This is a genomic window from Scleromatobacter humisilvae, assembly GCF_023231945.1.
Classification (GTDB): Bacteria; Pseudomonadota; Gammaproteobacteria; order Burkholderiales; family Burkholderiaceae_C; genus Scleromatobacter; species Scleromatobacter humisilvae.
Window position 1 is genome coordinate 1,627,336 of sequence record NZ_JAJLJH010000001.1, and the last position, 22,695, is coordinate 1,650,030.

Annotated in this window: 18 protein-coding genes; 7 read left to right on the forward strand and 11 right to left on the reverse strand. The window is 70.6% G+C overall.

Translation table 11 applies throughout. The annotated features are described in order from the left end of the window. The first annotated feature begins 39 nt into the window (after window positions 1–39). Complete coding sequence (locus tag LPC04_RS07735; RefSeq protein WP_275681597.1) at window positions 40–969, forward strand: LysR family transcriptional regulator; 930 nt, start codon at window positions 40–42, stop codon at window positions 967–969. An 81-nt stretch (window positions 970–1,050) separates the two neighbouring features. On the opposite strand, the gene LPC04_RS07740 is transcribed toward LPC04_RS07735, so the two are convergent. Together LPC04_RS07740 and LPC04_RS07745 are read right to left on the reverse strand one after the other, a co-directional pair. After that, window positions 1,051–2,766 (reverse strand): serine/threonine protein kinase, encoded by a 1,716-nt coding sequence (locus LPC04_RS07740; RefSeq protein WP_275681598.1) that lies wholly within the window; start codon window positions 2,764–2,766, stop codon window positions 1,051–1,053. 181 nt (window positions 2,767–2,947) lie between these two features. After that, window positions 2,948–3,703 (reverse strand): SDR family oxidoreductase, encoded by a 756-nt coding sequence (locus LPC04_RS07745; RefSeq protein WP_275681599.1) that lies wholly within the window; start codon window positions 3,701–3,703, stop codon window positions 2,948–2,950. A gap of 150 nt (window positions 3,704–3,853) precedes the next feature. Between LPC04_RS07745 and LPC04_RS07750 the strand changes: the two genes are divergently transcribed. Continuing rightward, complete coding sequence (locus LPC04_RS07750; protein ID WP_275681600.1) at window positions 3,854–4,108, forward strand: hypothetical protein; 255 nt, start codon at window positions 3,854–3,856, stop codon at window positions 4,106–4,108. A gap of 2 nt (window positions 4,109–4,110) precedes the next feature. Here LPC04_RS07750 and LPC04_RS07755 read toward each other — a convergent pair whose 3' ends face one another. Continuing rightward, complete coding sequence (locus LPC04_RS07755; protein WP_275681601.1) at window positions 4,111–4,848, reverse strand: FadR/GntR family transcriptional regulator; 738 nt, start codon at window positions 4,846–4,848, stop codon at window positions 4,111–4,113. A gap of 37 nt (window positions 4,849–4,885) precedes the next feature. Further along, a complete protein-coding gene (locus tag LPC04_RS07760) occupies window positions 4,886–5,818 on the reverse strand; it encodes a dihydrodipicolinate synthase family protein (protein WP_275681602.1) in 933 nt (310 codons plus the stop codon). Window positions 5,819–5,936: 118 nt separating this feature from the next. Between LPC04_RS07760 and LPC04_RS07765 the strand changes: the two genes are divergently transcribed. Then, window positions 5,937–7,376, forward strand: a complete 1,440-nt coding sequence (locus tag LPC04_RS07765) for an MATE family efflux transporter (protein WP_275681603.1) — start codon at window positions 5,937–5,939, stop codon at window positions 7,374–7,376. Then, window positions 7,373–8,458 carry an aldose epimerase family protein gene (locus tag LPC04_RS07770; RefSeq protein WP_275681604.1) on the forward strand — a complete coding sequence of 362 codons (1,086 nt, stop codon included), beginning with the start codon at window positions 7,373–7,375 and terminating at the stop codon, window positions 8,456–8,458. The genes LPC04_RS07765 and LPC04_RS07770 overlap by 4 nt, the downstream gene beginning before the upstream one ends. On the opposite strand, the gene LPC04_RS07775 is transcribed toward LPC04_RS07770, so the two are convergent. Next, complete coding sequence (locus LPC04_RS07775; protein ID WP_275681605.1) at window positions 8,439–9,503, reverse strand: phospholipase A; 1,065 nt, start codon at window positions 9,501–9,503, stop codon at window positions 8,439–8,441. The two genes, LPC04_RS07770 and LPC04_RS07775, sit on opposite strands and share 20 nt — an antisense overlap. A gap of 265 nt (window positions 9,504–9,768) precedes the next feature. On the opposite strand from LPC04_RS07775, the gene pepF reads away from it, so the two are divergent. Beyond that, entirely contained in the window at window positions 9,769–11,622 is a 1,854-nt protein-coding gene (gene pepF / locus LPC04_RS07780) for an oligoendopeptidase F (protein ID WP_275681606.1), read from the forward strand. Between the two features lie 128 nt (window positions 11,623–11,750). On the opposite strand, the gene LPC04_RS07785 is transcribed toward pepF, so the two are convergent. Genes LPC04_RS07785 through LPC04_RS07810 form a run of 6 tightly spaced genes read right to left on the reverse strand, consistent with a single transcriptional unit; the run spans window position 11,751 to window position 18,794 of the window. Further along, on the reverse strand, window positions 11,751–12,920 hold the full coding sequence (locus LPC04_RS07785) for a BMP family ABC transporter substrate-binding protein (protein WP_275681607.1): 1,170 nt from the start codon (window positions 12,918–12,920) through the stop codon (window positions 11,751–11,753). 23 nt (window positions 12,921–12,943) lie between these two features. Then, entirely contained in the window at window positions 12,944–13,864 is a 921-nt protein-coding gene (locus LPC04_RS07790; protein ID WP_275681608.1) for an ABC transporter permease, read from the reverse strand. Continuing rightward, entirely contained in the window at window positions 13,864–14,955 is a 1,092-nt protein-coding gene (locus tag LPC04_RS07795; RefSeq protein WP_275681609.1) for an ABC transporter permease, read from the reverse strand. Before LPC04_RS07795 ends, LPC04_RS07790 begins: the two co-directional genes overlap by 1 nt. After that, complete coding sequence (locus LPC04_RS07800; RefSeq protein ID WP_275681610.1) at window positions 14,942–16,468, reverse strand: ABC transporter ATP-binding protein; 1,527 nt, start codon at window positions 16,466–16,468, stop codon at window positions 14,942–14,944. Before LPC04_RS07800 ends, LPC04_RS07795 begins: the two co-directional genes overlap by 14 nt. Before the next feature lie 51 nt (window positions 16,469–16,519). Beyond that, a complete protein-coding gene (guaD, locus tag LPC04_RS07805) occupies window positions 16,520–17,821 on the reverse strand; it encodes a guanine deaminase (RefSeq protein ID WP_275681611.1) in 1,302 nt (433 codons plus the stop codon). 1 nt (window position 17,822) lies between these two features. Beyond that, entirely contained in the window at window positions 17,823–18,794 is a 972-nt protein-coding gene (locus tag LPC04_RS07810; protein ID WP_275681612.1) for a LysR family transcriptional regulator, read from the reverse strand. 72 nt (window positions 18,795–18,866) lie between these two features. Here LPC04_RS07810 and xdhA point away from each other — a divergent pair, with 72 nt between their 5' ends. Both xdhA and xdhB read left to right on the forward strand, forming a co-directional pair. After that, on the forward strand, window positions 18,867–20,345 hold the full coding sequence (xdhA, locus tag LPC04_RS07815; protein ID WP_275681613.1) for a xanthine dehydrogenase small subunit: 1,479 nt from the start codon (window positions 18,867–18,869) through the stop codon (window positions 20,343–20,345). Continuing rightward, entirely contained in the window at window positions 20,342–22,693 is a 2,352-nt protein-coding gene (gene xdhB / locus LPC04_RS07820; RefSeq protein WP_275681614.1) for a xanthine dehydrogenase molybdopterin binding subunit, read from the forward strand. Before xdhA ends, xdhB begins: the two co-directional genes overlap by 4 nt. Window positions 22,694–22,695: the final 2 nt, after the last annotated feature.

The window sequence follows — 22,695 nt, forward strand, 5'->3', positions numbered from 1 at the left end:
CTTCGCCTTCACTTTCAACCATTTGTATAAGATCGCGCCATGCTGACCGAACTGCGTGGCTATCTCGATGCGTTCATCGCCGCGGCCGACGAGGGCAGCTTCTCGGCGGCGGCGCGTCATCTGGGCCTGACGCCCGCGGCGGTCAGCAAGAGCGTGGCCCAGTTCGAGGCGCGGCTGGGCGTGCGCCTGTTCCAGCGCAGCACCCGCAAGGTGGCGCTGACCACCGACGGCGAACGCCTCTACGGCCAGGTGCGGCTGCCCTGGAGCGAGATCGGCGACGCGCTGACCGACCTGCGGCAAGGCGCCGGCAAGCCGGCCGGCACGCTGAAGGTCGCACTCGCGCACACGGTTGGCCGCGAATACTTCGTGCCGATGATGGAGGGCTTCGTGCGCCGCTATCCGGACGTGGTGCCCGACCTGCACTTCGACAACCGCCAGGTCGACCTGATCGCCGAGGGCTTCGACGTCGCCATCGGCGGCGGCATCGAGCTGACCGACGCGCTGATCGCGCGCGAGCTGGCGCGCCTGCGCATCGTGCTGGTGGCGTCGCCGGCCTACCTGAAGACGCAGCCGGTGCTGGGCCATCCCGATGAACTGGCGCGGCATCGCGGCCTGCTGCGCCGCTCGCTCGTCTCCGGGCGCCTCACGCCCTGGACCTTGAAGAACAACGCCGGCCAGGAGGTGGTGGCCAGCGTGCGTCCGGTGATGGTTCTGGACGACCCGGAGGCCATGGCCCGCGCAGCCGCCAACCACATGGGCATCGCCATGCTGCCGCTGCCGCACGTCCTGCCGCTGCTGGAGAGCGGCGAGCTGGTGCGCGTGCTGCCCCAGTGGTACGCCGAGGCGCTGCCGCTGTCGATCTACTACACCAGCCGCAAGCTCGTGCCGGCGAAGGTGAGGCTGTTCGTCGAGCACGTCGTCCGGGAGTTCCGCGCCAGCGGCCACGCCGCCCGCTTCCGTCTGGGTTAGGCGAGGCCGGCCCACTTCGAGTCGACGGCGAACGCGCCCGAACAGGGGGATCCTGCGACGCCAGCGACCTGGACGGCGGCCTCAGCTGGACGCGGCGTGCGCGGCTTCCGGACGAGCCTGGCCGGGCTTCCAGAATTGCCACCAGCGCTTGACCGGCGTCGTCGAGCCGGCGCACACCGCGTCGCGGCGCAGGACGGGATCGCTGTCGCACAGGCGGCGCACGCAGGCCTCCGCGTCGGACGCCTCGTTCGCGCGGCACGCCTCGAGCTGGCTGGCATGGCGGCTGGACGCTCGCACGACGACGCCGCGGCGCGCGCTCGATGCGGAGCCGATTGCGCCATGGACTGCGACCCGATCGCGCTCGCCCCGCGCGAGAGCGTCCGGCGCCTTCGCTCGCGACGCCGCTGCCGGTGGCGCCGGCGTGTCCGCCGATGTGCCGACGCGTGCTGCCGGCAGCGCGGCCGACGCCGGCACGGCGATCGGCGCGCTGGCCGTGGCCGCCGCGGCGGACGCGGGCGCGGCCGCCACCGCCGCCTGCATCACCGGATCGGCGCCCAGCGCAAGCCGATCCCGCGCATGCCAGGGCCCGATCCAGGCCACCGCGGCCGCCACGCCGGCGAGGCCCAGCAGCCACGCCGCCGGCCGCAGTCCGGGCAGCCCCGACGGCATCTGCGCAGCTTCGTCTCGATGCGGCGGACGCACCGCGCCGGCGATCGTCGAGCGCAGCCGGGCAACGCCGGAAGAATGCGCGCCCACCCACTTCACCGTCGTCGGCTGGGCGGACTGGATCGTCCGCTCGAACGCGCCCGCGGCGTCGGCGCGCGCCTCGCGCAGGGCCGGCCGGGGCGCCCCGCGCACCGGCACCTTCAGGTGTCCGTGCAGCGCGTCCCAGAACGTCGCGACGGATTGCGGCCGATCCTCCGGCCGCACGCTCATCGCCCAGTCCAGCGTCGCGAGCACCTGCGTCGAGAAGCCCGGAGGCGCCAGTTGCGCCAGCGGCATCAGTTCGTCGCTGAGGACGCGCGCGGTCGCCGGCACGGGGGGCCGGCCGGTCAGCATGAAGTAGCAGGTGCTCGCGAGCGCGAAGACGTCCGTCCACGGCCCCTGCCGCATCGACTTGGCCTCCGCGTACTGCTCGATGGGCGCGAACTGCGGCTTGAGGATGGCCGTGAGCGACTGCGTGCGATCGGCCAGCGCGTGGCGAGCCGCGCCGAAGTCCAGCAGCACGGGGCGGTTGTCGTCGCACCAGAGGATGTTGTCGGGCGCGATGTCGCGGTGGTAGACGTCGACGCGGTGCATCTCCGCCAACGCGCCCAGCAACGGCTCGATCATCGACATCAGCCAGTCCTGGGTCGGTGCCTGCAGGCCCATGTCCTGGCGCCGTTGACGCAGGGTCCGCGCGTTGTAGAAAGGCATCGCCATGTAGGCGGTGCCGTTCATCTCCCAGAACCGGTGCACCTTCACCAGCGCCGGATGATCGAACCGCGCCAGGAGGCGGGCCTCGTTGACGAAGGACTTCAGGCCGAGGGCGAAGTCCTGCTCGTAGGTGCGCGAGCGCAGGGCGACGTGGCCGTCGGGCCCGCGCGACACGAGTCCCACGGGCATGTATTCCTTCAGCGCGACCTCGCGCTCGAGCGCCGGCTCCCAGGCACGGTAGACGACGCCGAAGCCGCCGACGCCCACCACGCCGCGAACCTCGAATTCGCCCAGCGGCGTGCCGATGGGCAGCGCGTCGCTTGCCTCGGGCAGGGGCATCAGCGCAGCGTGCGTGGGCAGGAAGGAAGACGAATCGGACATGGGTGCCAGCGGTCTCGCAGCGGGGCTCGGGACCCAGATGGGCACCGCGGCGACCGACCGAGGCGACTGTAACTGGCTGTTGTGCGTCGTGAACTCGACCGTGGACCTCACCCCCTTGAAAGAGCGACGATGCTGCAACATCGCACGCTTTTCAACCGTCTAAACGACCGTTCAGTGCGCGCTAGCCTCGCCCGACGAACGGCATCTTCGTCGCCATGATGGTCATGAACTGCACGTTGGCCTCCAGCGGCAGGCCGGCCATGTGGACGACCGCGTCGGCCACGCGCGCGACGTCCAGCATCGCCTCGGGCGCGATGCGGCCGTCGGCCTGCTTGACGCCGGTGGCCATGCGCGCGGCCATGTCGGTGACGGCGTTGCCGATGTCGATCTGGCCGCAGGCGATGTCGTACGCGCGGCCGTCGAGCGAGATCGACTTGGTCAGGCCCGTCACCGCGTGCTTGGTGGCCGTGTACGGCGCGGAGTCGGGGCGCGGCGCGTGCGCCGAGATCGAGCCGTTGTTGATGATGCGGCCGCCGCGCGGCGACTGCCCCTTCATCGCGCGGTACGCGCCCTGCGCGCACAGGAACATGCCGTTGAGATTGGTGTCGACCACCGCGCGCCACTTCTCGAACGACAGGTCCTCGAACGCGATGCCGTTGGCGCTGATGCCGGCGTTGTTGAACAGCACGTCGACGCGGCCGAAGCGTTGCAGCGTGGCCGCGAACAGCGCGTCGACGTCGGCGGGCTGCGTGACGTCGGTCGGCACGCAAAGCAGCGTGACGCCGCCGCCGGCCTGCGCGGCGACCTGCTGCAGCGCGTCCGCGCGCCGGCCGGCCAGCACGACGCGGTAGCCCGCGCGCGCCAGCGCCAGCACGCAGGCCTTGCCGATGCCGCTGCCGGCTCCGGTGACGACGGCGACGGGGTTGGTTGAGCTCATGAGGTGTCTTCCTGCTGTGGAGTTGAGGGTCAGCGGGCCTTCAGATTCGCCCTCGCGTCACCCCCTGCCTGAGGGATGCGGCGCGACGCACAAAGGATCAATATCGTTTCCTGCAGCGGGCCGCCAGATGTCCGCATCAGGGGATTCGAAATGCAGAAGACCTGTCATGTCCGAAGCGGACCACGCGGTGGCGGCTACGTCACCGTCGGCACGCTGATTCTCGCCGCGGTGTCGGCCGTCATGCTCGTCATGATGTCGGGCTGCCACTCCACGCCGGCCTCCAACGCCTTCGCCGCGACGCCGGCCGACAAGGCCGTCGAGGCTCGATTGAAGCAGCCGGACCCGTTCCCGCCGCTGCAGCCGTTCGACGAGCACTTCGTCGAGGTCTCCGACGACGGCAACTGAGCCTAGAGTCCGGTCGAGATCACGGCCGACAGGTCCAGCTGCGTGGCGTCGAGCTGCTGCACCGTGGCCCGATGCGCGGCGGCGGGGTCGCGCGCCTGCAGCGCGTCGAGGATGGCCTTGTGCCGCGGCAACGACAGCGCGTGCGTGTCGGGCAGCCGGCTGCTCAGCTTGATCGACTCGCGCAACGCCAGCGACAGCATCGTGCCGATGTAGGCCATCAGGTCGTTGCCGGTGGCCTCGGCGATGCGGCGATGGAACGCGAGGTCGGGCTCCAGCATCGCGTCGGCGTCGGCCGCGGCGGCCATGCCCTCGTAGGCCTGCGCGATGCCCGCCAGTTGCTCGTCCGTCGCGGCCTGCGCCGCGAGCGCCGCGGCACCGGGCTCGAAGACGCGCCGCATGCCCATCAGCGTCTGCACGAACTCGGGGGCCGGGCGCGTCTGGATCATCCAGTACAGCACGTCGGGGTCGAGCAGGTGCCACTCGTTGCGCGGCCGCACGATCGCGCCCGAACGCTGGCGCGACAGCACCAGGCCCTTGGCGACGAGCACGCGCACCGCCTCGCGCAGCACGGGACGGCTGACGGCGTACTTCTCGATCAGCTGGCTTTCGGCCGGCAGCCGCTCGCCCGGCGCCAGCTCGCCCGCGAGGATGCGCAGCCCCAGCTCGCGCACGATGCGGCCGTGCCGGCTCTTGCCCTCGGGCTTCGTGCGATAAGGCGACTGCTCGGCGTGGCTCGACATGTCGTCAGCGGAGTGGACGTGGGCGCGAAGCTTACCCTCAACGACCCCAGCGCAACACCAGGGGATCCAGCCGTCTCGCGGCGTCGAGCAGCCCGGCGCGCACGTGCGGGCTCATCGCCGGATAGGGGCTGCGCGGCGCGTCGCAGGCGATGATGCCGCCCTCCTTCATCAAGGCCTTGGCCGCGAGGAAGCCGCCCTGGCGGTTCTCGTGGTTGATCAGCGGCAGCCAGCGGCCGTAGGCCTCGACGGCCTCGTCGCGCCGGCCCGCGGCGAAGGCGTCGACGATGGTGCGGATGCCGTCCGGATACGCGCCGCCGGTCATCGCGCCGGTGGCGCCGGCGTCGAGGTCGGCCAGCAGCGTGATCGCCTCCTCGCCGTCCCACGGGCCCTCGATGGCGTCGCCGCCCAGCTCGATCAGCTCGCGCAGCTTGCTCGCGGCGCCGGCCGTCTCGATCTTGAAGTAGCGCACGCGCTCGAAGTCGTGCGCCATCTTCGCGAGGAACGTGGCCGACAGCGGCGTGCCGGCCATCGGCGCGTCCTGGATCATGATGGGGATGTCCAGGCCGTCGCTGAGGCGGCCGAAGAAGTGGTGGATCTGCTTCTCGCCGAGACGCAGCGTGGCGCCGTGGTACGGCGGCATCACCATCACCATCGCCGCGCCCTGGGCCTGCGCGCGCTGGCCGCGCGCAAGACAGATGTCCGTCGAGAAATGCGTCGTCGTGACGATCACCGGCACGCGGCCGGCCACGTGCTCGAGGATCGCGCGCGTGAGCGTCTCGCGCTCGTCGTCGGCCAGCACGAACTGCTCGGAGAAGTTGGCGAGGATGCACAGGCCGTTCGAGCCGGCGTCGATCATGAAGTCGACGCAGCGCTTCTGGCCGGCGAGGTCCAGCGTGCCCTCCTCGTCGAAGATGGTGGGCACCACCGGGAACACGCCCTGGTAGCGCGCGGGTCGTCGGGTCGCGGTCATGTCTCGCCTCGCTTTTTCATCAACTCGAATAAAGTATGACTATATAAGAGGACCACCCGGCCTGGCCAGTGGCCACCGTTGGTAATCGACCGTAACCGTTCGCCGCTAAGCTGACGACATGACCACCGTCTCCCAGTTGCCCGGCGACCGCGCCCCCGGCGCGCCCGAGCCCGGGCTGCTGAAGCTCGCGTGGCCGATCTTCGCCGAGCAGTCGCTGCACATGCTGACCGGCGTGGTCTCGACGCTGATGGCCAGCCGCATCGGCGACAACGCCGTGGCCGGCCTCGGCAGCGCCGGGCAGGTGCTGGTGATCTTCCTGATGGGCTTCAACGTGCTCGCGGTGGGCGCGTCGATCGCGACCACGCACCATCTGGGCCTGGGCGACCGCGACGGCGCGCGCCGGCTCGCGCGCGGCGCCGTGTCGACCAACCTGTGGCTGGGCGCGCTGTTCAGCCTCGTGCTCGCGTTCACCGCGCCGACGCTGCTGCGCTGGGCGCAGCTGACGCCGCCGCTGATGGTCTTCGCGCTGCCTTTCCTGCAGTGGATGGGCGGCACGCTGTTCCTGGAGTCGATGAACTACGCGCTGTGCGCGGTGCTGCGCGCGCACGGCCACACGCGCGAGGTGATGTTCGTGATCCTCGCGCAGAACGCGGTCAACGCGGGGCTGAGCTTCCTGCTGATCTTCGGCATCGCGGGGCTGCCCGCGCTGGGCGTCATCGGCATCGTGATCGCCGCCGCCACGAGCCGCCTGCTCGCGTGCGTCGCCCTGTGGATCCTCGTGAACCTGCGCATCGGACTGCGGCTGCGCGCGCGCGACCTGGTCTCGATCCGCCTGCGCGACCTGCGCCGGCTGCTGGCGCTCGGCTTCCCCGCGGTGCTGGAGAACATCAGCTGGTTCGGTGCGTTCATGATCATCACCGCGCTCACCGCGCGCATGGGCGAGCGCACGCTGGCCACGCAGGCCTACACGATGCAGATCGCGTCGATCGAGATGCTCGCGTGCCTGTCGATCGGCATCGGCAACGAGATCATCGTCGGCCGGCTGGTGGGCGCCGGCCGCTTCGAGGAGGCGCGCGTGCAATGCCTGGCCAACATGCGGCTCGGGCTGGTCGTGACGATGGGCGTGGCGTGCGTGTTCGCGCTGATCGCGCCCTGGGTCCTGCGCATGTTCACCGCCGATGGGCAGATCGTCTCGCTGGGCCGCACGCTGATCGTGATGGGCCTGCTGCTGGAGCCGGGGCGCAGCTTCAACCTGATCCTGATCAACGCCCTGCGCGCGAGCGGCGACAGCCGCTTCCCGCTCGCCGCGGGGCTGATCTCGCAGTGGGGAATCATGCTGTTCGGCGCCTGGCTGCTGGGCACGCACTTCGGACTCGGGCTGGTGGGCGTGTGGATCGCGCTGATCGCCGACGAGTGGCTGCGCGGCCTCTACATGCTGCAGCGCTGGCGCCGCGGGCGCTGGCTCAAGCACGCGAAGCGCATGCAGGCGCTGGCCGCCGCCCGGGACTCCCTGTTCGACGCGCATTCCCAACGACTCCAGAGCCGGAGCTTCACATGAGCCAACATCCCGCCGTCCGCCTGCATCAGCGCGAATACGGCCACCTGGGCGACGGCCGCGTCGTCCACGAGATCACGCTGTCGCACGGCGGCCTCACGCTGAGCCTGATCACGCTGGGCGGCATCGTGACGATGCTGTGGGTGCCCGACCGCGACGGCGTCGCCGCCAACGTCGTGCGCGGCTTCGACAACCTCGACGACTACGTCCATCGCAATCCGTTCTTCGGCGTGATCGTCGGCCGCTATGCGAACCGCATCGCGCTCGGCGAGCTCGTGATCGACGGCGAGACGCACGCGCTCTCGCGCAACAACGGCACGAACTGCCTGCATGGCGGGACCGAGGGCTTCGGCACGCGGCTGTGGGAGATCGAATCGACACGCGAGCACGACGCGGCGCTCGGCGGGCCGGCGGTCACGCTGCGCCACGTGAGCCCGGATGGCGAGCAAGGCTTCCCGGGCCGCGTCGAGACGCTCGTCACCTATTCGCTGGGCGCCAATCGCAGCTGGCGCGTCGACTACGGGGCCACCACCGACCGCGCCACCGTCGTCAACCTGAGCCACCACGACTACTTCAACCTCGCCGGCCGCGGCAGCGCGCTCGATCACGTGTTGACGCTGCCCGCGAGCCGCTACAACCCGGTCGACGCGAGCCTGATCCCCACCGGCATCGCCGAGGTCGACGCCACGCCGTTCGACTTCCGTGCGCCCACCCGCATCCGCGCGCGCCTGGGCGACGCGCACGCGCAGCTCGCGATCGCGGGCGGCTACGACCACAACTGGATCCTGGACGACGCGCGCATCGACACGCTGCGCCTGGCCGCGCGGCTGGAGGACCCGGCCTCGGGCCGCGCGATGGAACTGCACACGACCGAGCCGGCGCTGCAGTTCTACTCGGGCAACTTCCTCGACGGCACGCTCGTCGGCCACGACAGCGAGGCCTACCAGCGCGGCGACGCGATCTGCCTGGAGCCGCAGCACAGTCCCGACTCGCCGCACCATGCGGAGTGGCCGACGACCGTGCTGCGGCCCGGGCAGGTCTATCGCAGCACGTCGGTCTACACGTTCACAGCTGGAACAGCGTGAAGCCCAGGCCGATGCTGGTCTGGCGGTGGTTGTAGTCCAGCATCGTCTCGCCGTAGCCGGAGAACAGCTGCACGTACCAGCGCAGGCCGTCGGGCTTGGCCGACCATACCGGTCGCGTCCACTCGAACTTCAGCGAGCCGCGATTCCAGTCCTTGAACGAGGTGCGCGCGGTCAGCTGCATCGTCGTCTCGCCCGGCAGCCAGGCGACGCCGAGTTCGGTGCTGCCGATGTAGTCGGCGATGTGCGGGTTGTCGTCGACGCCCTGCTCGCCCAGGCGCTGGTTGAAGCGCGCGCGCAGCGCGAAATCGTCGCGGGTGAAGTTGGTGCCCAGGTAGGCGTAGTTCCAGCTGCGTGACAGCGGCAGCCCGTAGCCGTTGGACTCGTGCGCGACGCCCAGCTGCACCATGCGCCAGCGCCAGCCGCCGCCGAGGTCGCCCATCTTGTCGGGGATCGGCACGACGTAGAAGCCCTCGGGCTGGTAGTCGCTGCTGCGGAACGGCGCCGAGTCCTGGCCGTTCCACATCTGCCAGATCGACTGCTGCGTGTACGCCAGCCACACGTCCGCGTTGGAGAACCCGACGTTCTCGAGCGCCTTGGCCCGCAGCGACAGCTGCAGCTCCGCCTCGGTCTGGCGGTATTGCGGGAAGCTGCCGCCGTCGGGATGCGTGGGGCTGGATGGCGCGCGGTTGATGCTGGTCGAGTAGTGCGCCGGCAGCAGGAAGTTCGGCTGGTAGGTCCGCACGACGAAGGTGCCGCGCTTGTCCTCCGGAGCCAGCTCCCAGAACTTGGCGAGGTAGTCGCCGGCCTCGAGTCCCCTGCCGCTCGGCGCGGTGGCGACCTGTTCCCGCGCGCTCGGCTCGTCGCGCGCGACGGGCGGGACGATCGGCTGGACGGCGGACGGCACGGGCCGGTAGATCGCGTCGTAGCAGGCGAGCCGCTTCGCGTCGTCGAGGCCGACGCACGACGCCGGATCCTGGGCTGCCGACGCGACGGCGGGGAACGCGACGGCGAGCGCCCTGATCAGGCGGCTGGCGGTGGGCTTCATGAAGCGGACATCCTGGAAAAGTTGTGCGGGCGATCGGCAACGAAGGCCATCGACTCGCGCCTCGCGGCGGCAAGACGGGGCTGCTCGACGGCAACAGGCGGCGTCGAGGCAATGGATATGCCCGCGGCTCGGTAGTCGCCCGATGCGGGTTTCCTCTCCCGCGGTTGAGCCCCCTTGTTCTGCAATTCGTCGCGCCGCCGCCCGCGCGCGGCCTGGACCCGGCGTATCGTCCCGCGTTGACGTTTTCCGCCACTTCTCGAGCACCATGAAACTCTCTGCCATCGCCCTCGCCGCCGCGCTCGCCACCCTGGCCGCGCCGCTGACCCATGCCGCCGACACCGCAGCCAGCCCGCCCGCGCTGTGGAACCTCACGTCGCTGTACGCCGACGACGCCGCCTGGCAGGCGTCGCGCGAGAAGGTGATCGCGCGGCTGCCGGAACTGAAGGCACTGCAGGGCACGATGGGCGCCAGCGCCGCGGGTCTGCTGCACGCGATGCAGACGATCTCGGACGTCAACCGCGAGGTCAACCGCCTCGACGCCTACGCCAGCCTGAAGGCCGACGCCGACACGCAGGTCACCGCCAACGAGGCGCTGCGCCAGCAGTCGAACGCGCTGCAGGCGCAGGTCGCGCAGGCCACCGCGTGGGAAGCGCCGGAGGTCGCGGCGATCGGCCAGGCCAAGGTCGACGGCTACATCGCCGCCGAGCCCAAGCTCGCGCCGCACGCCTATGCGCTGCACACGATGCTGCGCCTGGCCGCGCACACGCTGTCGGCCAGCGAGGAGGCCCTGATGGCCGGCGCGGCGGACCCGCTGTCGCAGCCGCAGCAGATCTACAGCCTGCTGTCCAACGCCGACCTGCCGTGGCCGACGATCACGGTGCGCGGCAAGAAGGTGACGCTGGACCAGGAGACCTACGTCAAGCTGCGCGAGGACGGCGACCCGAAGGTGCGCGAGCTCGTCTTCCATTCGTTCTACCCCGTCTACAAGTCGTTCCAGCGCACGATCGGCGCGATCTACGTGGCGCACCTGCGCGGCGTGGTGTTCGATGCGCATGCGCACAAGTTCGACACCTCGCTGCAGTCGAAGCTGAGCCAGGACAACACGCCGGATACCGTCTACCGTACCCTGGTCGCCGAGGCCAACGCCGGCCTGCCGACGCTGCAGCGCTACCTGAAGCTGCGCGGCCGCCTGCTGGGCCTGAAGGAACAGAAGTACTCCGACATCTACGCCGAGCTCGTGAAGGCGCCGCGCACCTACACGCTGGGCGAGGCCGAGGCGCTGACCCTGAAGGGCGTGGCGCCGCTGGGCGAGGACTACGTCAAGGCGCTGGGCCAGCACTTCCAGGAAGGCTGGATGGACGCCGTGCCGCGCAAGGGCAAGCGCTCCGGCGCCTACATGAACCCGGGCGCCTACGACGTGCATCCGTTCGTGCTCATGAGCTTCAACAACAACTACGAGAGCGTCACGACCGTGGCGCACGAGTGGGGCCACGCGATGCACACGGTGCTCGACGACGCCAAGCAGCCGTACGAGATGTCCAACTATGGCATCTTCGTCGCCGAGATCCCGTCGACCACCAACGAGATGCTGCTGGGCGACTACGTCGCGAAGAACGCGAAGACCAGGCAGGAGAAGATCTACGCGCTCGCGATGCAGCTCGAAAGCCTGCGCACCGTGTTCTTCCGCCAGGCACTGTTCGCCGAGTTCGAGCTGAAGTCGCACGAGGCCATCGAGAAGGACCAGCCGCTGACCGGCGAGGACCTGAGCAAGATCTACCTCGACCTGCTGCGCCGCTACCACGGCGACGCGCAAGGCGTCATGAAGATCGAGGACCTGTACGGCACCGAGTGGGAATACATCCCGCACTTCTACACCGACTACTACGTGTTCCAGTACGCCACGTCGATCAGCGCGGCGGCCTACTTCGCCGAAGGCATCGAGAAGGGCGACGACGCCCTGCGCACCCGCTACCTCGACATGCTGCGCGCCGGCGGCTCCGACGACGCGTACCAGGTCGTGAAGAAGGCCGGCCTCGACATGGCCACGCCCGCTCCCTACCGCGCGCTCGTGGCGCGCATGGCGCGACTGACCGACGAGCTCGACGCCCTGACGAAATAGAGCCCCCACGCTCTCTGGCGCTCGCTGCCCCCCGAGGGGGCTGTCCGCGACTGGCCCGGCAGAGCCGGTTCCAGCGCTCCCTTGAACTTCGAGGTGAGGTTCGAGCGCCAACGGCGGGAGGCGTCGGGTTACTTCGCTCCGGGGACTTGACCCTCGACGCCCTTGACGAAGAACTTGATGCCGCCCAGGAACGCGTCGTCGGCGGTCGTGCCGGCCTTGACCTGCTCCTTGCCGTCGTTGGACACGATCGGGCCCTTCCAGATCGCGAACGAGCCGTCCTTCAGGCCGGCCTTGACCGTGTCGACCTTGGCCTTCAGGTCGGCCGGCACCTTGTCGGAGATCGACACCAGGTCGATCGCGCCTTCCTTGACGCCCCACCACGTGCGGCCCGGCTTCCACGTTCCCGCGATGACGTCCCTGGCGGTCTTGATGTAGTACGGGCCCCAGTTGTTGACGGCCGAGGCCAGGTGCGCCTTCGGGCCGTAGCTCGTCATGTCGGAGTCCCAGCCAAACGCGTACTTGCCGTTCTTCTCGGCGGTCTGCAGCACGGCGCTGGAGTCGGTGTTCTGCAGCAGCACGTCGGCGCCGCCGTCGATCAGCGACTGCGCGCCCTCGGTTTCCTTGGGCGGGTTGAACCACTCGTTGACCCACACGACCTTGACCTTGACCTTCGGGTTCACGCTCTGCGCGCCCAGCGTGTAGCTGTCGATGTTGCGGATGACCTCGGGGATCGGGATCGAGCCGACGACGCCGATGGTGTTCGTCCTGGTCATGCCGCCCGCGATCACGCCGGCCATGTACGCGCCCTCGTAGGTGCGGTTGTCGTACGTGCTCATGTTGTCGGCCGTCTTGTAGCCGGTGGCGTGCTCGAACTTCACGCCCTTGTTGTCGGCGGCCACCTTCAGCATCGGCTCCATGTAGCCGAAGCTGGTGCCGAAGACCAGCGTGTTGCCCTGGGCGACCATGTCGCGGAACACGCGCTCCGCGTCGGCGGACTCGGGCACGCTCTCGACGGTCTTGACCTCGACCCGGCTGCCGAGCTCCTTCTGCATGGCCTTGACGCCGTTGTCGTGCGCGAAGGTCCAGCCGCCGTCGCCCACGGTGCCCAGGTAGGCGAAGGCGACCTTCAGCGGCGCCGACGCGGCCGACGCCGGCGCGGCGGCCGTGCTGGCGGCCGGGGCCGAGGCGGCGGCCGGCGCCGCGTCGTCCTTCTTGTTGCAGCCCGCGAGCGCGGCGGCGACCGCCAGGCTGCTCCAGGCGGTGGTGCGGAGCACGGAGCGCCGGGTGGATGTCGTCATGGGATATCTCCTCTTGGTTTGAGCTAGCGACCGGGAAAGAAAGGCTTGCCGAGCGACGCCGGCATGTTGGTGCGGATCCAGACCGGATTGCGCGAGATCAGCACCAGCACCACGATCGTGGCGAGGTAGGGCAGCATCGTCAGCAACTGGCTGGAGATGGCCACGCCCTCGCCCTGCAGGTGGAACTGCAGCATCGTGACGCCGCCGAACAGGTAGGCGCCCAGCAGCACCCGCGACGGCCGCCATGTGGCGAAGGTGGTGAGCGCGAGCGCGATCCAGCCCTTGCCGGCGACCATGCCCTCGACCCACAACGGCGTGTAGACCACCGAGATGTAGGCGCCCGCGACGCCGCACAGCGCGCCGCCGCAGGTCACCGCGAGCAGCCGGATGCGCCGCACCGGATACCCGAGCGCGTGCGCAGACTCCGGCGACTCGCCGACCGCGCGCAGCACGAGCCCGGCGCGCGAGCGATAGAGGAACCACGCGAGGCCCAGCGTGAACAGGATCGTCAGGTAGACCATCGGATGCTGGCGGAACAGCGCGGGCCCGAAGAACGGGATGTCGCTCAGGCCGGGGATCGCGAAGTGCGGTCGCGTGCCGAGCCGCTCCTGCGTGTAGCGGATGCCGACGAAGGCCGAGAAGCCGCTGCCGAACAGGCTCAGCGCGAGGCCGGTCGCATATTGGTTGGTGTTGAGCCAGATCACCAGCACGCCGAAGGCCGCGGCCATCGTCGCGCCGGCGAGCGCGCCGGCGCCGAACGCGAGCCAGTCGCTGCCGGTGTGCACGCCGGTCGCGAAGCCGGCGATCGCGGCGACGAGCATCATGCCCTCGGCGCCGAGGTTGACGATGCCCGCGCGCTCGTTGACCAGCAGGCCCAGGCCCGCGATCGCGAGCACGGTGCCGGCGTTGAGCGTGGCCGCCAGGAGGAGTGCGTAGGTGTCCATCAGGCGCTCGTGCCCTTGGCCGGATGCGCCGGATGCGCGGCATGCCAGCGCACGCGGTAGTTGATCAGCGTGTCGCTGCCCAGCAGCGCGAACAGCAGCATGCCCTGGAACACGCCGGTGATCGACTTGGGCAGCCCCAGCCGCGACTGCGCGAGCTCGCCGCCGATGTAGAACAGGCTCATCAGCAGCGACGAGAACAGGATGCCGACCGGATTCAGGCGCCCGACGAAGGCGACGATGATCGCGGCGAAGCCGTAGCCCGCCGGCACGTAGGGCGTCAGCTGGCCGACCGGGCCGGCGACCTCGAACGCGCCCGCGAGGCCGGCCATGCCGCCCGAGATCAGCAGCGCCCCCCACAGCGCGCGCCGCGACGAGAAGCCCGCATAGCGCGCCGCCGCCGCCGCCAGGCCGCCGACCTGCATCTGGAAGCCGCCGTACACGCGGAACAGGAACAGCCAGAACGTGCCCACCGACAGCAGCGCCGCGACGAAGCCGATGTTGACCCGCAGGCCCGTGAACAGGCGCGGGATCTTGGTGGCGTCGAGGAAGGTGATCGTCTGCGGGAAGTTGTAGCCGGCCGGATCCTTCCAGTCGCCGTAGACGAGATAGTTCAGCAGCTGGTTGGCGACATAGACCAGCATCAGGCTGACGAGGATCTCGCTCGCATTGGCCTTGTCGCGGAGAAACGCCACGATCGCAGCCCACGCCATGCCGCCCAGGATGCCGGCCAGCAGGATGGGCACGACGATCCAGTGGCTGGAGTCCGGCGTCGCATGCATCGCCACCCACGAACCCGCGATCGCGCCCAGCACGAACTGGCCCTCGGCGCCGATGTTCCACACGTTGGCGCGGTAGCAGACGGCCAGCCCCAGTCCGATCAGCATCAGCGGCGTCGCCTTCACGCACAGCTCGGAGATGGCATACGCGCCGCGGAACGGCTCGACGAAGAACATCGCCAGCCCGCTCGCCGGATCCTTGCCCAGCAGCGCGAACAGCGCGCTGCCGGCCACGACCGTGATCGCCAGCGCGATCAGCGGCGACAGCAGCGCCATCGCCTTGCTCGGCGCGGGCCGCGTCTCAAGCCGCAGCATGCAGCGCCTCCTCTTGCGCGGCGTCGTGCCACAGGCCGCTCATCCAGCGGCCGACCTGTTCGCGCGTGGCCTGCGCCGCGGGCACCGACGGCGACACGCGGCCGCGCGCGATCACGACCAGGCGGTCGGAGATCTCGAACAGCTCGTCGAGGTCCTCGCTCACCACCAGCACCGCGCAACCTGCGTCGCGCAGCGCGAGCAGCGCGCCGCGGATCTGCGCCGCGGCGCCGACGTCGACGCCCCAGGTGGGCTGCGACACGATCAGCAGCTTCGGCGCCGCGTCGATCTCGCGGCCGACGATGAACTTCTGCAGGTTGCCGCCGGACAGGCTCCTGGCCGTCGCGTCCGGCCCGCCCGCCTTGACGTTGTAGCGCTCGATCAGCTGCTGTGCGAGCGCCACCGTGCGCTTGACGGACACCCAGCCGAACGGCGACACCGCCTCGGTGCGCGTGAGCAAGGTGTTCTGCGCCAGCGATAGCGACGGCACCGCGCCGCGGCCCAGCCGCTCCTCGGGCACGAAGTGCAGGCCCTCGTGGCGCCGGCGGCGCGGCGAGTGGCCGCCGATGGGCTGGCCGAACAGGCGGATCGCGTCGGGCGGCGAACGCGTGTCCTCGCCGGACAGCGCCGCCATCAGCTCCTGCTGCCCGTTGCCGGACACGCCCGCGATGCCGAGGATCTCGCCGCGCCGCACGTCGAACGAGACGTCCGCCAGGTCCGCGCCGAACGCGCCGGTGCGCGCCAGCGACAGCGCGCGCACGTCCAGCACCTGCTCGCCCGGCGTGGCCGTCTTGTGATCGAGCTGCGGCGGCTCGGCGCCGATCATCAGGCGCGACAGGCTGGCGTTGGTCTCCTGGCGCGGGTCGACTTCGCCCGTCACCTTGCCGCCGCGCATCACCGTGCACTTGTGGCACAGCGCGCGGATCTCGTCGAGCTTGTGGCTGATGTAGAGAATGCTGCAGCCCTCGTCGGCGAGCTTGCGCAGCGTGACGAACAGCGCCTGCACGGCCTGCGGCGTCAGCACGGACGTGGGCTCGTCGAGGATCAGCAGCCGGGGCTTGGTCAGCAGCGCGCGCACGATCTCGACACGCTGGCGCTCGCCCACCGACAGCGTGTGCACCGGTCGCAACGGGTCGACGTCGAGGCCGTATTCGTGCGCCACCTCGCTGATGCGCTGCGTGACGTCGGCCAGCGACCACGACTTGTCCAGCCCCAGCCAGACGTTCTCGGCCGCGGTGAGCGTGTCGAACAGGCTGAAGTGCTGGAACACCATCGCGATGCCCAGCGCGCGCGCCTCGCGCGGATCGCGGATCTCGACCTGCTTGCCGTCCCACACCATCTCGCCCTCGTCGGGCTCGACCGCGCCGTAGATGATCTTCATCAGCGTGGACTTGCCCGCGCCGTTCTCGCCCAGCACGGCGTGGATCTCGCCCGGCTCGACGCGCAGGCGGATGCGGTCGTTGGCCTTGACGGCGGGGTACTGCTTGCTGATGTCGATGAGTTCGAGGCGAAGCATCGGGCGGGCTGCGAAATCGGCGGAACGGGATGCGAAGTATCGGGCAGGTTGTCAGGCGCGCCGGATGCCGGCGACCCAGGCGTCGACGAGATTGCGGTCGTCGGCCAGGGTCATCCAGGCGAAGAGTCTCGCATGCAAGCCGCGTGCCAAATTGTCTCGCTGGACGGCCACGCTGCCCACCGCCACGGCCCACACGCAGACGTCGGCGACGGCGCCCGCCTCGAGGCTGCCGATCTCGCCGGCCAGGCGCAGCGCGTGCGCGGCGCCGCGCGTGGCCGCGTGCAGCGCGACCCACGCGGTCAGTCGTTCGCCGCGCAGCGCCTGCACCTTGTAGGCGTCGGCCATCGTGCGCAGCATCGACAGGCTGGTGCCGCCGCCGACGTCCGAGCCCAGGCTGACGGCAACGCCGGCGTCGATGTTGGCGCGCCAGTCGAACAGGCCACTGCCCAGGAACAGGTTGGACGACGGGCTGTGCGCGATCTGCGCGCCCGCGCCGGCCAGCGCGGCGCGGTCGTCGGCGTCCAGCCAGATGCCGTGCGCGAACACGCTGCGGTCGTTCAGCAACTGGTTCCGGGCGTAGACGTCCAGGTAGCTGCGTGCTTCCGGAAACAGCTCGCGCACCCAGTCGACCTCGGCGCGGTTCTCGGCCAGGTGCGTCTGCATGTAGACGCCCGGGTGGCGCGTGCAGAGCCGCCCGGCCATCGCCAGCTGCCCGGGCGTGCTGGTAGGGGCGAAGCGCACGGTCACCGCGTAGGCGAGGCGATCGACGCCGTGCCAGCGGCCTATCAGCTCGGTGCATTCGCGCTCGGCCTCGGCCACGTCGTCGACCAGCTCCGGCGGCGCGTTGCGATCCATCAGGATCTTGCCGGCGATGAGTCGCATGCCGCGCGCCTGCGCCGCCTCGAACAGCGTGTCGACGCTGACCTTGTGCACCGTCGGGAACACCGCGGCGCTGGTCGTGCCGTGCGCCAGCAACGCGTCGAGGAAGCGCGCCGCGCCCTCGCGCGCGACGAGCTCCTCGGCGTAGCGCGCCTCGGCCGGGAAGGTGTGCGTGTCCAGCCAGTCGAGCAGCGCGCTGCCGTAACTGGCGATGACGTCCAGCTGCGGGCTGTGGACGTGCGTGTCGATGAAGCCCGGCAGGATCAGGCGGCCGGGGTATTCGTGCTTGAGCCAGTCGTCGCCGGGCGGCTGGTCGCCGGGCACCGCGCCCGCGATGCGGCCAGACTCGATCAGCAGCCAGTGATCCGCGCGAAAGCGCACGCCGGCGGGATCGACGTCGCCCCAGGCCGGGGCGGCGGTGAAATCGAGCAGGTCGCCGCGAAGCGCGACGCGAGCGGGCGGGGCGGCCGTCATCTCAGGCCACCTCGCCCGGTCTCGGGCTGGCCACGTTGCGCGCCACGTCGCGCACGCACTCGCGCAGCCAGCGCACCGACGCGGATTCGTGGGTCAGGTCGTGCCACAGCTGGTAGTAGGCCAGCGGCGGGAAGTTGACCGGGCAACGCACGATGCGCACCGGCAGCACGCCGACGTAGCGCTGGCAGAACAGGCGGCCCGTGGTCAGCACCAGCAGGCTGCCGGCGACCATCGCCGGGATCAGCGCGAAGTGCGCGCTGCGCACGGCGATGTCGCGCGGCAGGCCCTGCTTGGCGAGGTGGTCGTCGATCACGCCGCGCGCGCCTTCGTAGTTGGGCATGGGTGCCACGTGCTCGCATGACAGGTAGCGCTCCACCGTCCAGCCGCGGCCGACGCCCGCGCGCACGATCGGGTGATCCTCGGCCACCAGGCACACCACCTCGTCGCTGACCAGCCGGCCCAGGTGCAGTTCGTCGGGCGGCGTCAGCCAGTTGCCGATCACCAGGTCGACCTCGCCCTGCGCGAGGCTGCGGCGGTAGTCGAAGTGGCGCGACAGCGTCAGCAGCTCGATCCTGACCTGGGGCGCGCGCTGCTTCAAGGTCAGCACGAGCTGCGGCAGGAAGCCGGGGTCGATGAAGTCGCTGGCCGCGATGCGGAACGTGGTGGTGCTGGTCTGCGGGTCGAAGCCGGTGCGGCGCGTGCGCTGGCTGAACAGGCGGTCGGCCTCGCCGAGCAGGTTGGTGGCCGGCGCCAGCATCTGCTGCGCGAAGGCGGTGGGCGTCATGCCGTTGCCGGCGCGCACCAGCAGCGGGTCGCCGGTGAGCTCGCGCAGGCGCTTCAACTGGGCGCTGACCGCCGGCTGGGAGCTTTGCAGGCGCAGGGCGGCGCGCGACACGCTGCGTTCGGTGATCAAGGTGTGCAGGACGCGGATGAGGTGAAGCTCGATCTTGTCGAACTCCGTGCGCAGCGTCATAAGGACTGCCGGATAGTCGATATCAGGACGAGTATATTCAGAACGCTCCCCGCAGAGGTAAGTTTCATCATCATGAGCGCGCCCCCGTCCGACGGCCTGTCCCGCGAGATCCGTTTCTTCCATCGCGGCGAGATCGTGCGCCTGCCGGACGTGCCCGCCACGCGCAGCGTGCTCGACTGGCTGCGCGAGGACCACCGCCGCACCGGCACCAAGGAAGGGTGCAACGAGGGGGACTGCGGCGCCTGCACGGTGGTGGTCGGCGAGCTGCCCGAGCACACCGACTCGCCCGGCCAGGCCGTGCGCGGGCTGCGGCTGCGCCCGGTCAACGCCTGCATCCGGTTCATGCCCTCGCTGCACGGCAAGGCCTTGTTCACGGTCGAGGACCTGCGCGGCCCGCGCGGCCTGCATCCGGCGCAGCAGGCGCTGGTCGACTGCCACGGCTCGCAGTGCGGCTTCTGCACGCCCGGCTTCGCGATGACGATGTGGGCGAGCTACGAGAACCACGGCGCCGCCGGCACGCGCCCCGACCGCGCGCAACTGGCCGACGAGCTCGCCGGCAACCTGTGTCGTTGCACCGGCTACCGGCCGATCCTGGACGCCGGCCAGCAGATGTTCGACCACGCGCCTGTCGCCCTCGACACGGCGCCCGTGATCGCGGCACTGCGCGCGATAGCCGACGCTTCCGGCGCGCCGCGAACGCTGGCCGAGCTGGCGCGACGTTATGCCGCATCGCCACAGGCGCGTCTCGTGGCCGGCGGCACCGACGTCGGCCTGTGGGTGACCAAGCAGTTGCGCGACCTGGGCGAGGTGATCTCCGTCACCGAGGTCGACGAGCTGAAGACGATCGCGCACGACGCCGGCGAGCTGCGCATCGGCGCCGGCGCCTCGCTGGAGGCTGCCTGGGCCGCGCTGGCGCAGCGCGCGCCGTCGCTCACCGAGGCCTGGCGCCGCTTCGCGTCGCCGCCGATCCGCCACGCCGGCACGATGGGCGGCAACGTCGCCAACGGCTCGCCGATCGGCGACTCGGCGCCGGTGCTGATGGCGCTCGATGCGCAACTCGAGCTGCGCCAGGGCGAGCGCATGCGGCGCGTGCCGCTGGACGACTTCTACACCGGCTACCAGGCCAACCGCCTCGAGGCCGGCGAGTTCGTGCAGGCCATCGTCGTGCCGGACACCGCGTGGGCCCGCACGATCCGCGCGTACAAGATCAGCAAGCGCTTCGACTCCGACATCTCGGCGGTCTTCGCGGCGTTGGCGATCTCGCTGGACGGTGAACGCGTGGCCGACGTGCGCCTCGTCTTCGGCGGCATGGCCGCGGTCGTCAGGCGCGCGGCGACGGCCGAGGCCGTGCTGCGCGGCCAGCCGTGGAGCGCCGCGACGCTGGCCGCCGCCCAGGCCGCGCTCGCGCGCGACTTCACGCCGCTGGACGACATGCGTGCCAGCGCCGCGTACCGGCTGCGCGTCGCGCAGAACCTGCTGCAGCGCTTCTGGCTGGAGACGCAGGGCGGCACGGCGGCATCGGAAGCGACATCGATCTGGAGCGTGGCGTGACCGCAACCGCCCCGCGCCACCTCGAACCGCCGCACGCCAGCGCCGGCGTCGGCACGCCGCGGCCGCACGAGTCGGCGCACCTGCACGTCGCCGGCACGGCCACCTACATCGACGACATCCCCGAGCTGGCCGGCACGCTGCACGCCGCGCTGGGGCTGTCGCCCGTCGCGCACGGCCGGCTGCGTTCGATGGATCTCGCGAAGATCCGCGCGCTGCCGGGCGTCGTCGACGTGTTCTGCGCCGCCGACATCCCCGGCCACAACGACTGCGGGCCGATCCTGCACGACGATCCGATCCTGGCCGACGGCGAGCTGCGCCACGTCGGCCAGCCGGTGTTCGCGGTCGTCGCGCGCACGCGCGGGGACGCGAGACGCGCGGCGGCGCGGGCGCGCGAGGTGCTGGACATCGAGCCGCTCGAGCCCGTGCTGACGCAGCGCGAGGCGCATGCGCGCGGCCAGTACGTGATCCCCGCGATCCACCTGGCGCGCGACACGGTCGAAGGCGGCGCGCGCGCCGCGATCGCCGCGGCGCCGCATCGGCTCGCCGGCGCGCTGGAGGTCGGCGGCCAGGAGCAGTTCTACCTCGAAGGCCAGATCAGCTACGCCGTGCCGGCCGAGGACGACGGCATGAAGCTGCATTGCTCGACGCAGCATCCGTCCGAGATGCAGCACCTGGTCGCGCACGCGCTGGGCCTGAAGTCGCACCACGTGCACGTCGAGTGCCGGCGCATGGGCGGCGGCTTCGGCGGCAAGGAATCGCAGTCGGGACTGTTCGCCTGCGTCGCGGCGATCGCGGCGCGGCGCACGGGCCGGCCGGTGAAGCTGCGGCTGGATCGCGACGACGACTTCCTGATCACCGGCCGCCGCCACTGCTTCTCGTACGACTACGAGGTCGGCTTCGACGACGCGGGCCGCGTGCTGGGCCTGGCGATGACGCTGATCTCGCGCGCCGGGCACTCGGCGGATTTGTCCGGCCCGGTGATGACGCGCGCGCTGTGCCACGTCGACAACGCGTACTGGCTGCCCGACGTCGAGCTGCACGGCTTCTCGGCGAAGACCAACACGCAGAGCAACACCGCGTTCCGCGGCTTCGGCGGGCCGCAGGGGGCGATCGTCACCGAGGTGATCCTCGACTCGATCGCGCGCCGGCTGCAGCTCGACGCGCTGGACGTGCGGCGCGCCAACTACTACGGCATCGGCGAGCGCGACACGACGCCCTACGGACAGCCGGTCAGGGACAACATCCTCGACCCGCTGACCGACGCGCTCGTGGCGAGCAGCGGCTATCGCGCGCGGCGCGAGGCCGCCGCCGCGTTCAACGCGCGCAGCCCGTGGATCAAGCGCGGGCTCGCGTTCACGCCGGTGAAATTCGGCATCTCGTTCAACGTGCGCCACCTGAACCAGGCCGGTGCGCTGGTGCACGTCTATGTCGACGGCTCGATCCTCGTGAACCACGGCGGCACCGAGATGGGCCAGGGCATCAACACCAAGGTGGCGCAGGTCGTCGCGCACGAGCTGGGCGTCGCCTACGGCCGCGTGCGCGCGACGGCCACCGACACGCAGAAGATCGCCAACACCTCGGCCACCGCGGCGTCGACCGGCGCCGACCTGAACGGCAAGGCCGCGCAGGCCGCGGCGCTGACGATCCGCAAGCGCCTGGCCGACTTCGCCGCGCGCACCTTCGGCGGCGTCGCGGCCGATGTCGTCTTCGAAAACGACACCGTGCGGGTGCAGGACACGGTGCTGCCGTTCCCCGATCTGGTGCGACGAGCCTACGAGGACCGCGTGCAGCTGTGGTCGGACGGCTTCTACGCGACACCCGGCCTGCGCTGGGATCCGAAGGCGACGAAGGGCCGGCCGTTCTACTACTTCAGCTACGGCGCGGCGGTGTCCGAGGTCGCCGTGGACACGCTCACCGGCGAGTGGCGCCTGCTGCGCGCGGACGTGCTGCACGACGTCGGCCGCTCGCTCAACCCGGCGATCGACGTCGGCCAGATCGAGGGCGCGTTCATCCAGGGCATGGGCTGGCTGACGACCGAGGAGCTCGTGTGGCACCCGAAGACGGGCCTGCTGACGACTCACGCGCCGAGCACGTACAAGATCCCGACCGCCAACGACTGCCCGCCCGTCTTCAACGTGGCGCTGTTCGACAACGAGAACGTCGAGGACAGCATCCATCGCAGCAAGGCGGTCGGCGAGCCGCCGCTGCTGCTGGCGTTCTCCGTATTCCTGGCGATACGGGATGCCGTATCCGCGGCCGCTGGCCACCGCATCGATCCGCCGCTGCGCGCGCCCGCGACGCCGGAGGCGATCCTCGCCGCCATCGACGCGGTTCGCGCGAGGGACTGACG

Bases quoted from the DNA above. Each gene is read 5' to 3' on its own strand.
- LPC04_RS07755 (WP_275681601.1), bottom strand. From the start codon at position 4,848: ATGTCGAGCCACGCCGAGCAGTCGCCTTATCGCACGAAGCCCGAGGGC.
- LPC04_RS07735 (WP_275681597.1), top strand. From the start codon at position 40: ATGCTGACCGAACTGCGTGGCTATCTCGATGCGTTCATCGCCGCGGCC.
- LPC04_RS07745 (WP_275681599.1), bottom strand. From the start codon at position 3,703: ATGAGCTCAACCAACCCCGTCGCCGTCGTCACCGGAGCCGGCAGCGGC.
- LPC04_RS07740 (WP_275681598.1), bottom strand. From the start codon at position 2,766: ATGTCCGATTCGTCTTCCTTCCTGCCCACGCACGCTGCGCTGATGCCC.
- guaD (WP_275681611.1), bottom strand. From the start codon at position 17,821: ATGACGGCCGCCCCGCCCGCTCGCGTCGCGCTTCGCGGCGACCTGCTC.
- LPC04_RS07750 (WP_275681600.1), top strand. From the start codon at position 3,854: ATGCAGAAGACCTGTCATGTCCGAAGCGGACCACGCGGTGGCGGCTAC.
- LPC04_RS07790 (WP_275681608.1), bottom strand. From the start codon at position 13,864: ATGGACACCTACGCACTCCTCCTGGCGGCCACGCTCAACGCCGGCACC.
- LPC04_RS07765 (WP_275681603.1), top strand. From the start codon at position 5,937: ATGACCACCGTCTCCCAGTTGCCCGGCGACCGCGCCCCCGGCGCGCCC.
- pepF (WP_275681606.1), top strand. From the start codon at position 9,769: ATGAAACTCTCTGCCATCGCCCTCGCCGCCGCGCTCGCCACCCTGGCC.
- LPC04_RS07760 (WP_275681602.1), bottom strand. From the start codon at position 5,818: ATGACCGCGACCCGACGACCCGCGCGCTACCAGGGCGTGTTCCCGGTG.
- LPC04_RS07775 (WP_275681605.1), bottom strand. From the start codon at position 9,503: ATGAAGCCCACCGCCAGCCGCCTGATCAGGGCGCTCGCCGTCGCGTTC.
- LPC04_RS07785 (WP_275681607.1), bottom strand. From the start codon at position 12,920: ATGACGACATCCACCCGGCGCTCCGTGCTCCGCACCACCGCCTGGAGC.
- LPC04_RS07800 (WP_275681610.1), bottom strand. From the start codon at position 16,468: ATGCTTCGCCTCGAACTCATCGACATCAGCAAGCAGTACCCCGCCGTC.
- LPC04_RS07795 (WP_275681609.1), bottom strand. From the start codon at position 14,955: ATGCTGCGGCTTGAGACGCGGCCCGCGCCGAGCAAGGCGATGGCGCTG.
- LPC04_RS07810 (WP_275681612.1), bottom strand. From the start codon at position 18,794: ATGACGCTGCGCACGGAGTTCGACAAGATCGAGCTTCACCTCATCCGC.
- xdhA (WP_275681613.1), top strand. From the start codon at position 18,867: ATGAGCGCGCCCCCGTCCGACGGCCTGTCCCGCGAGATCCGTTTCTTC.
- LPC04_RS07770 (WP_275681604.1), top strand. From the start codon at position 7,373: ATGAGCCAACATCCCGCCGTCCGCCTGCATCAGCGCGAATACGGCCAC.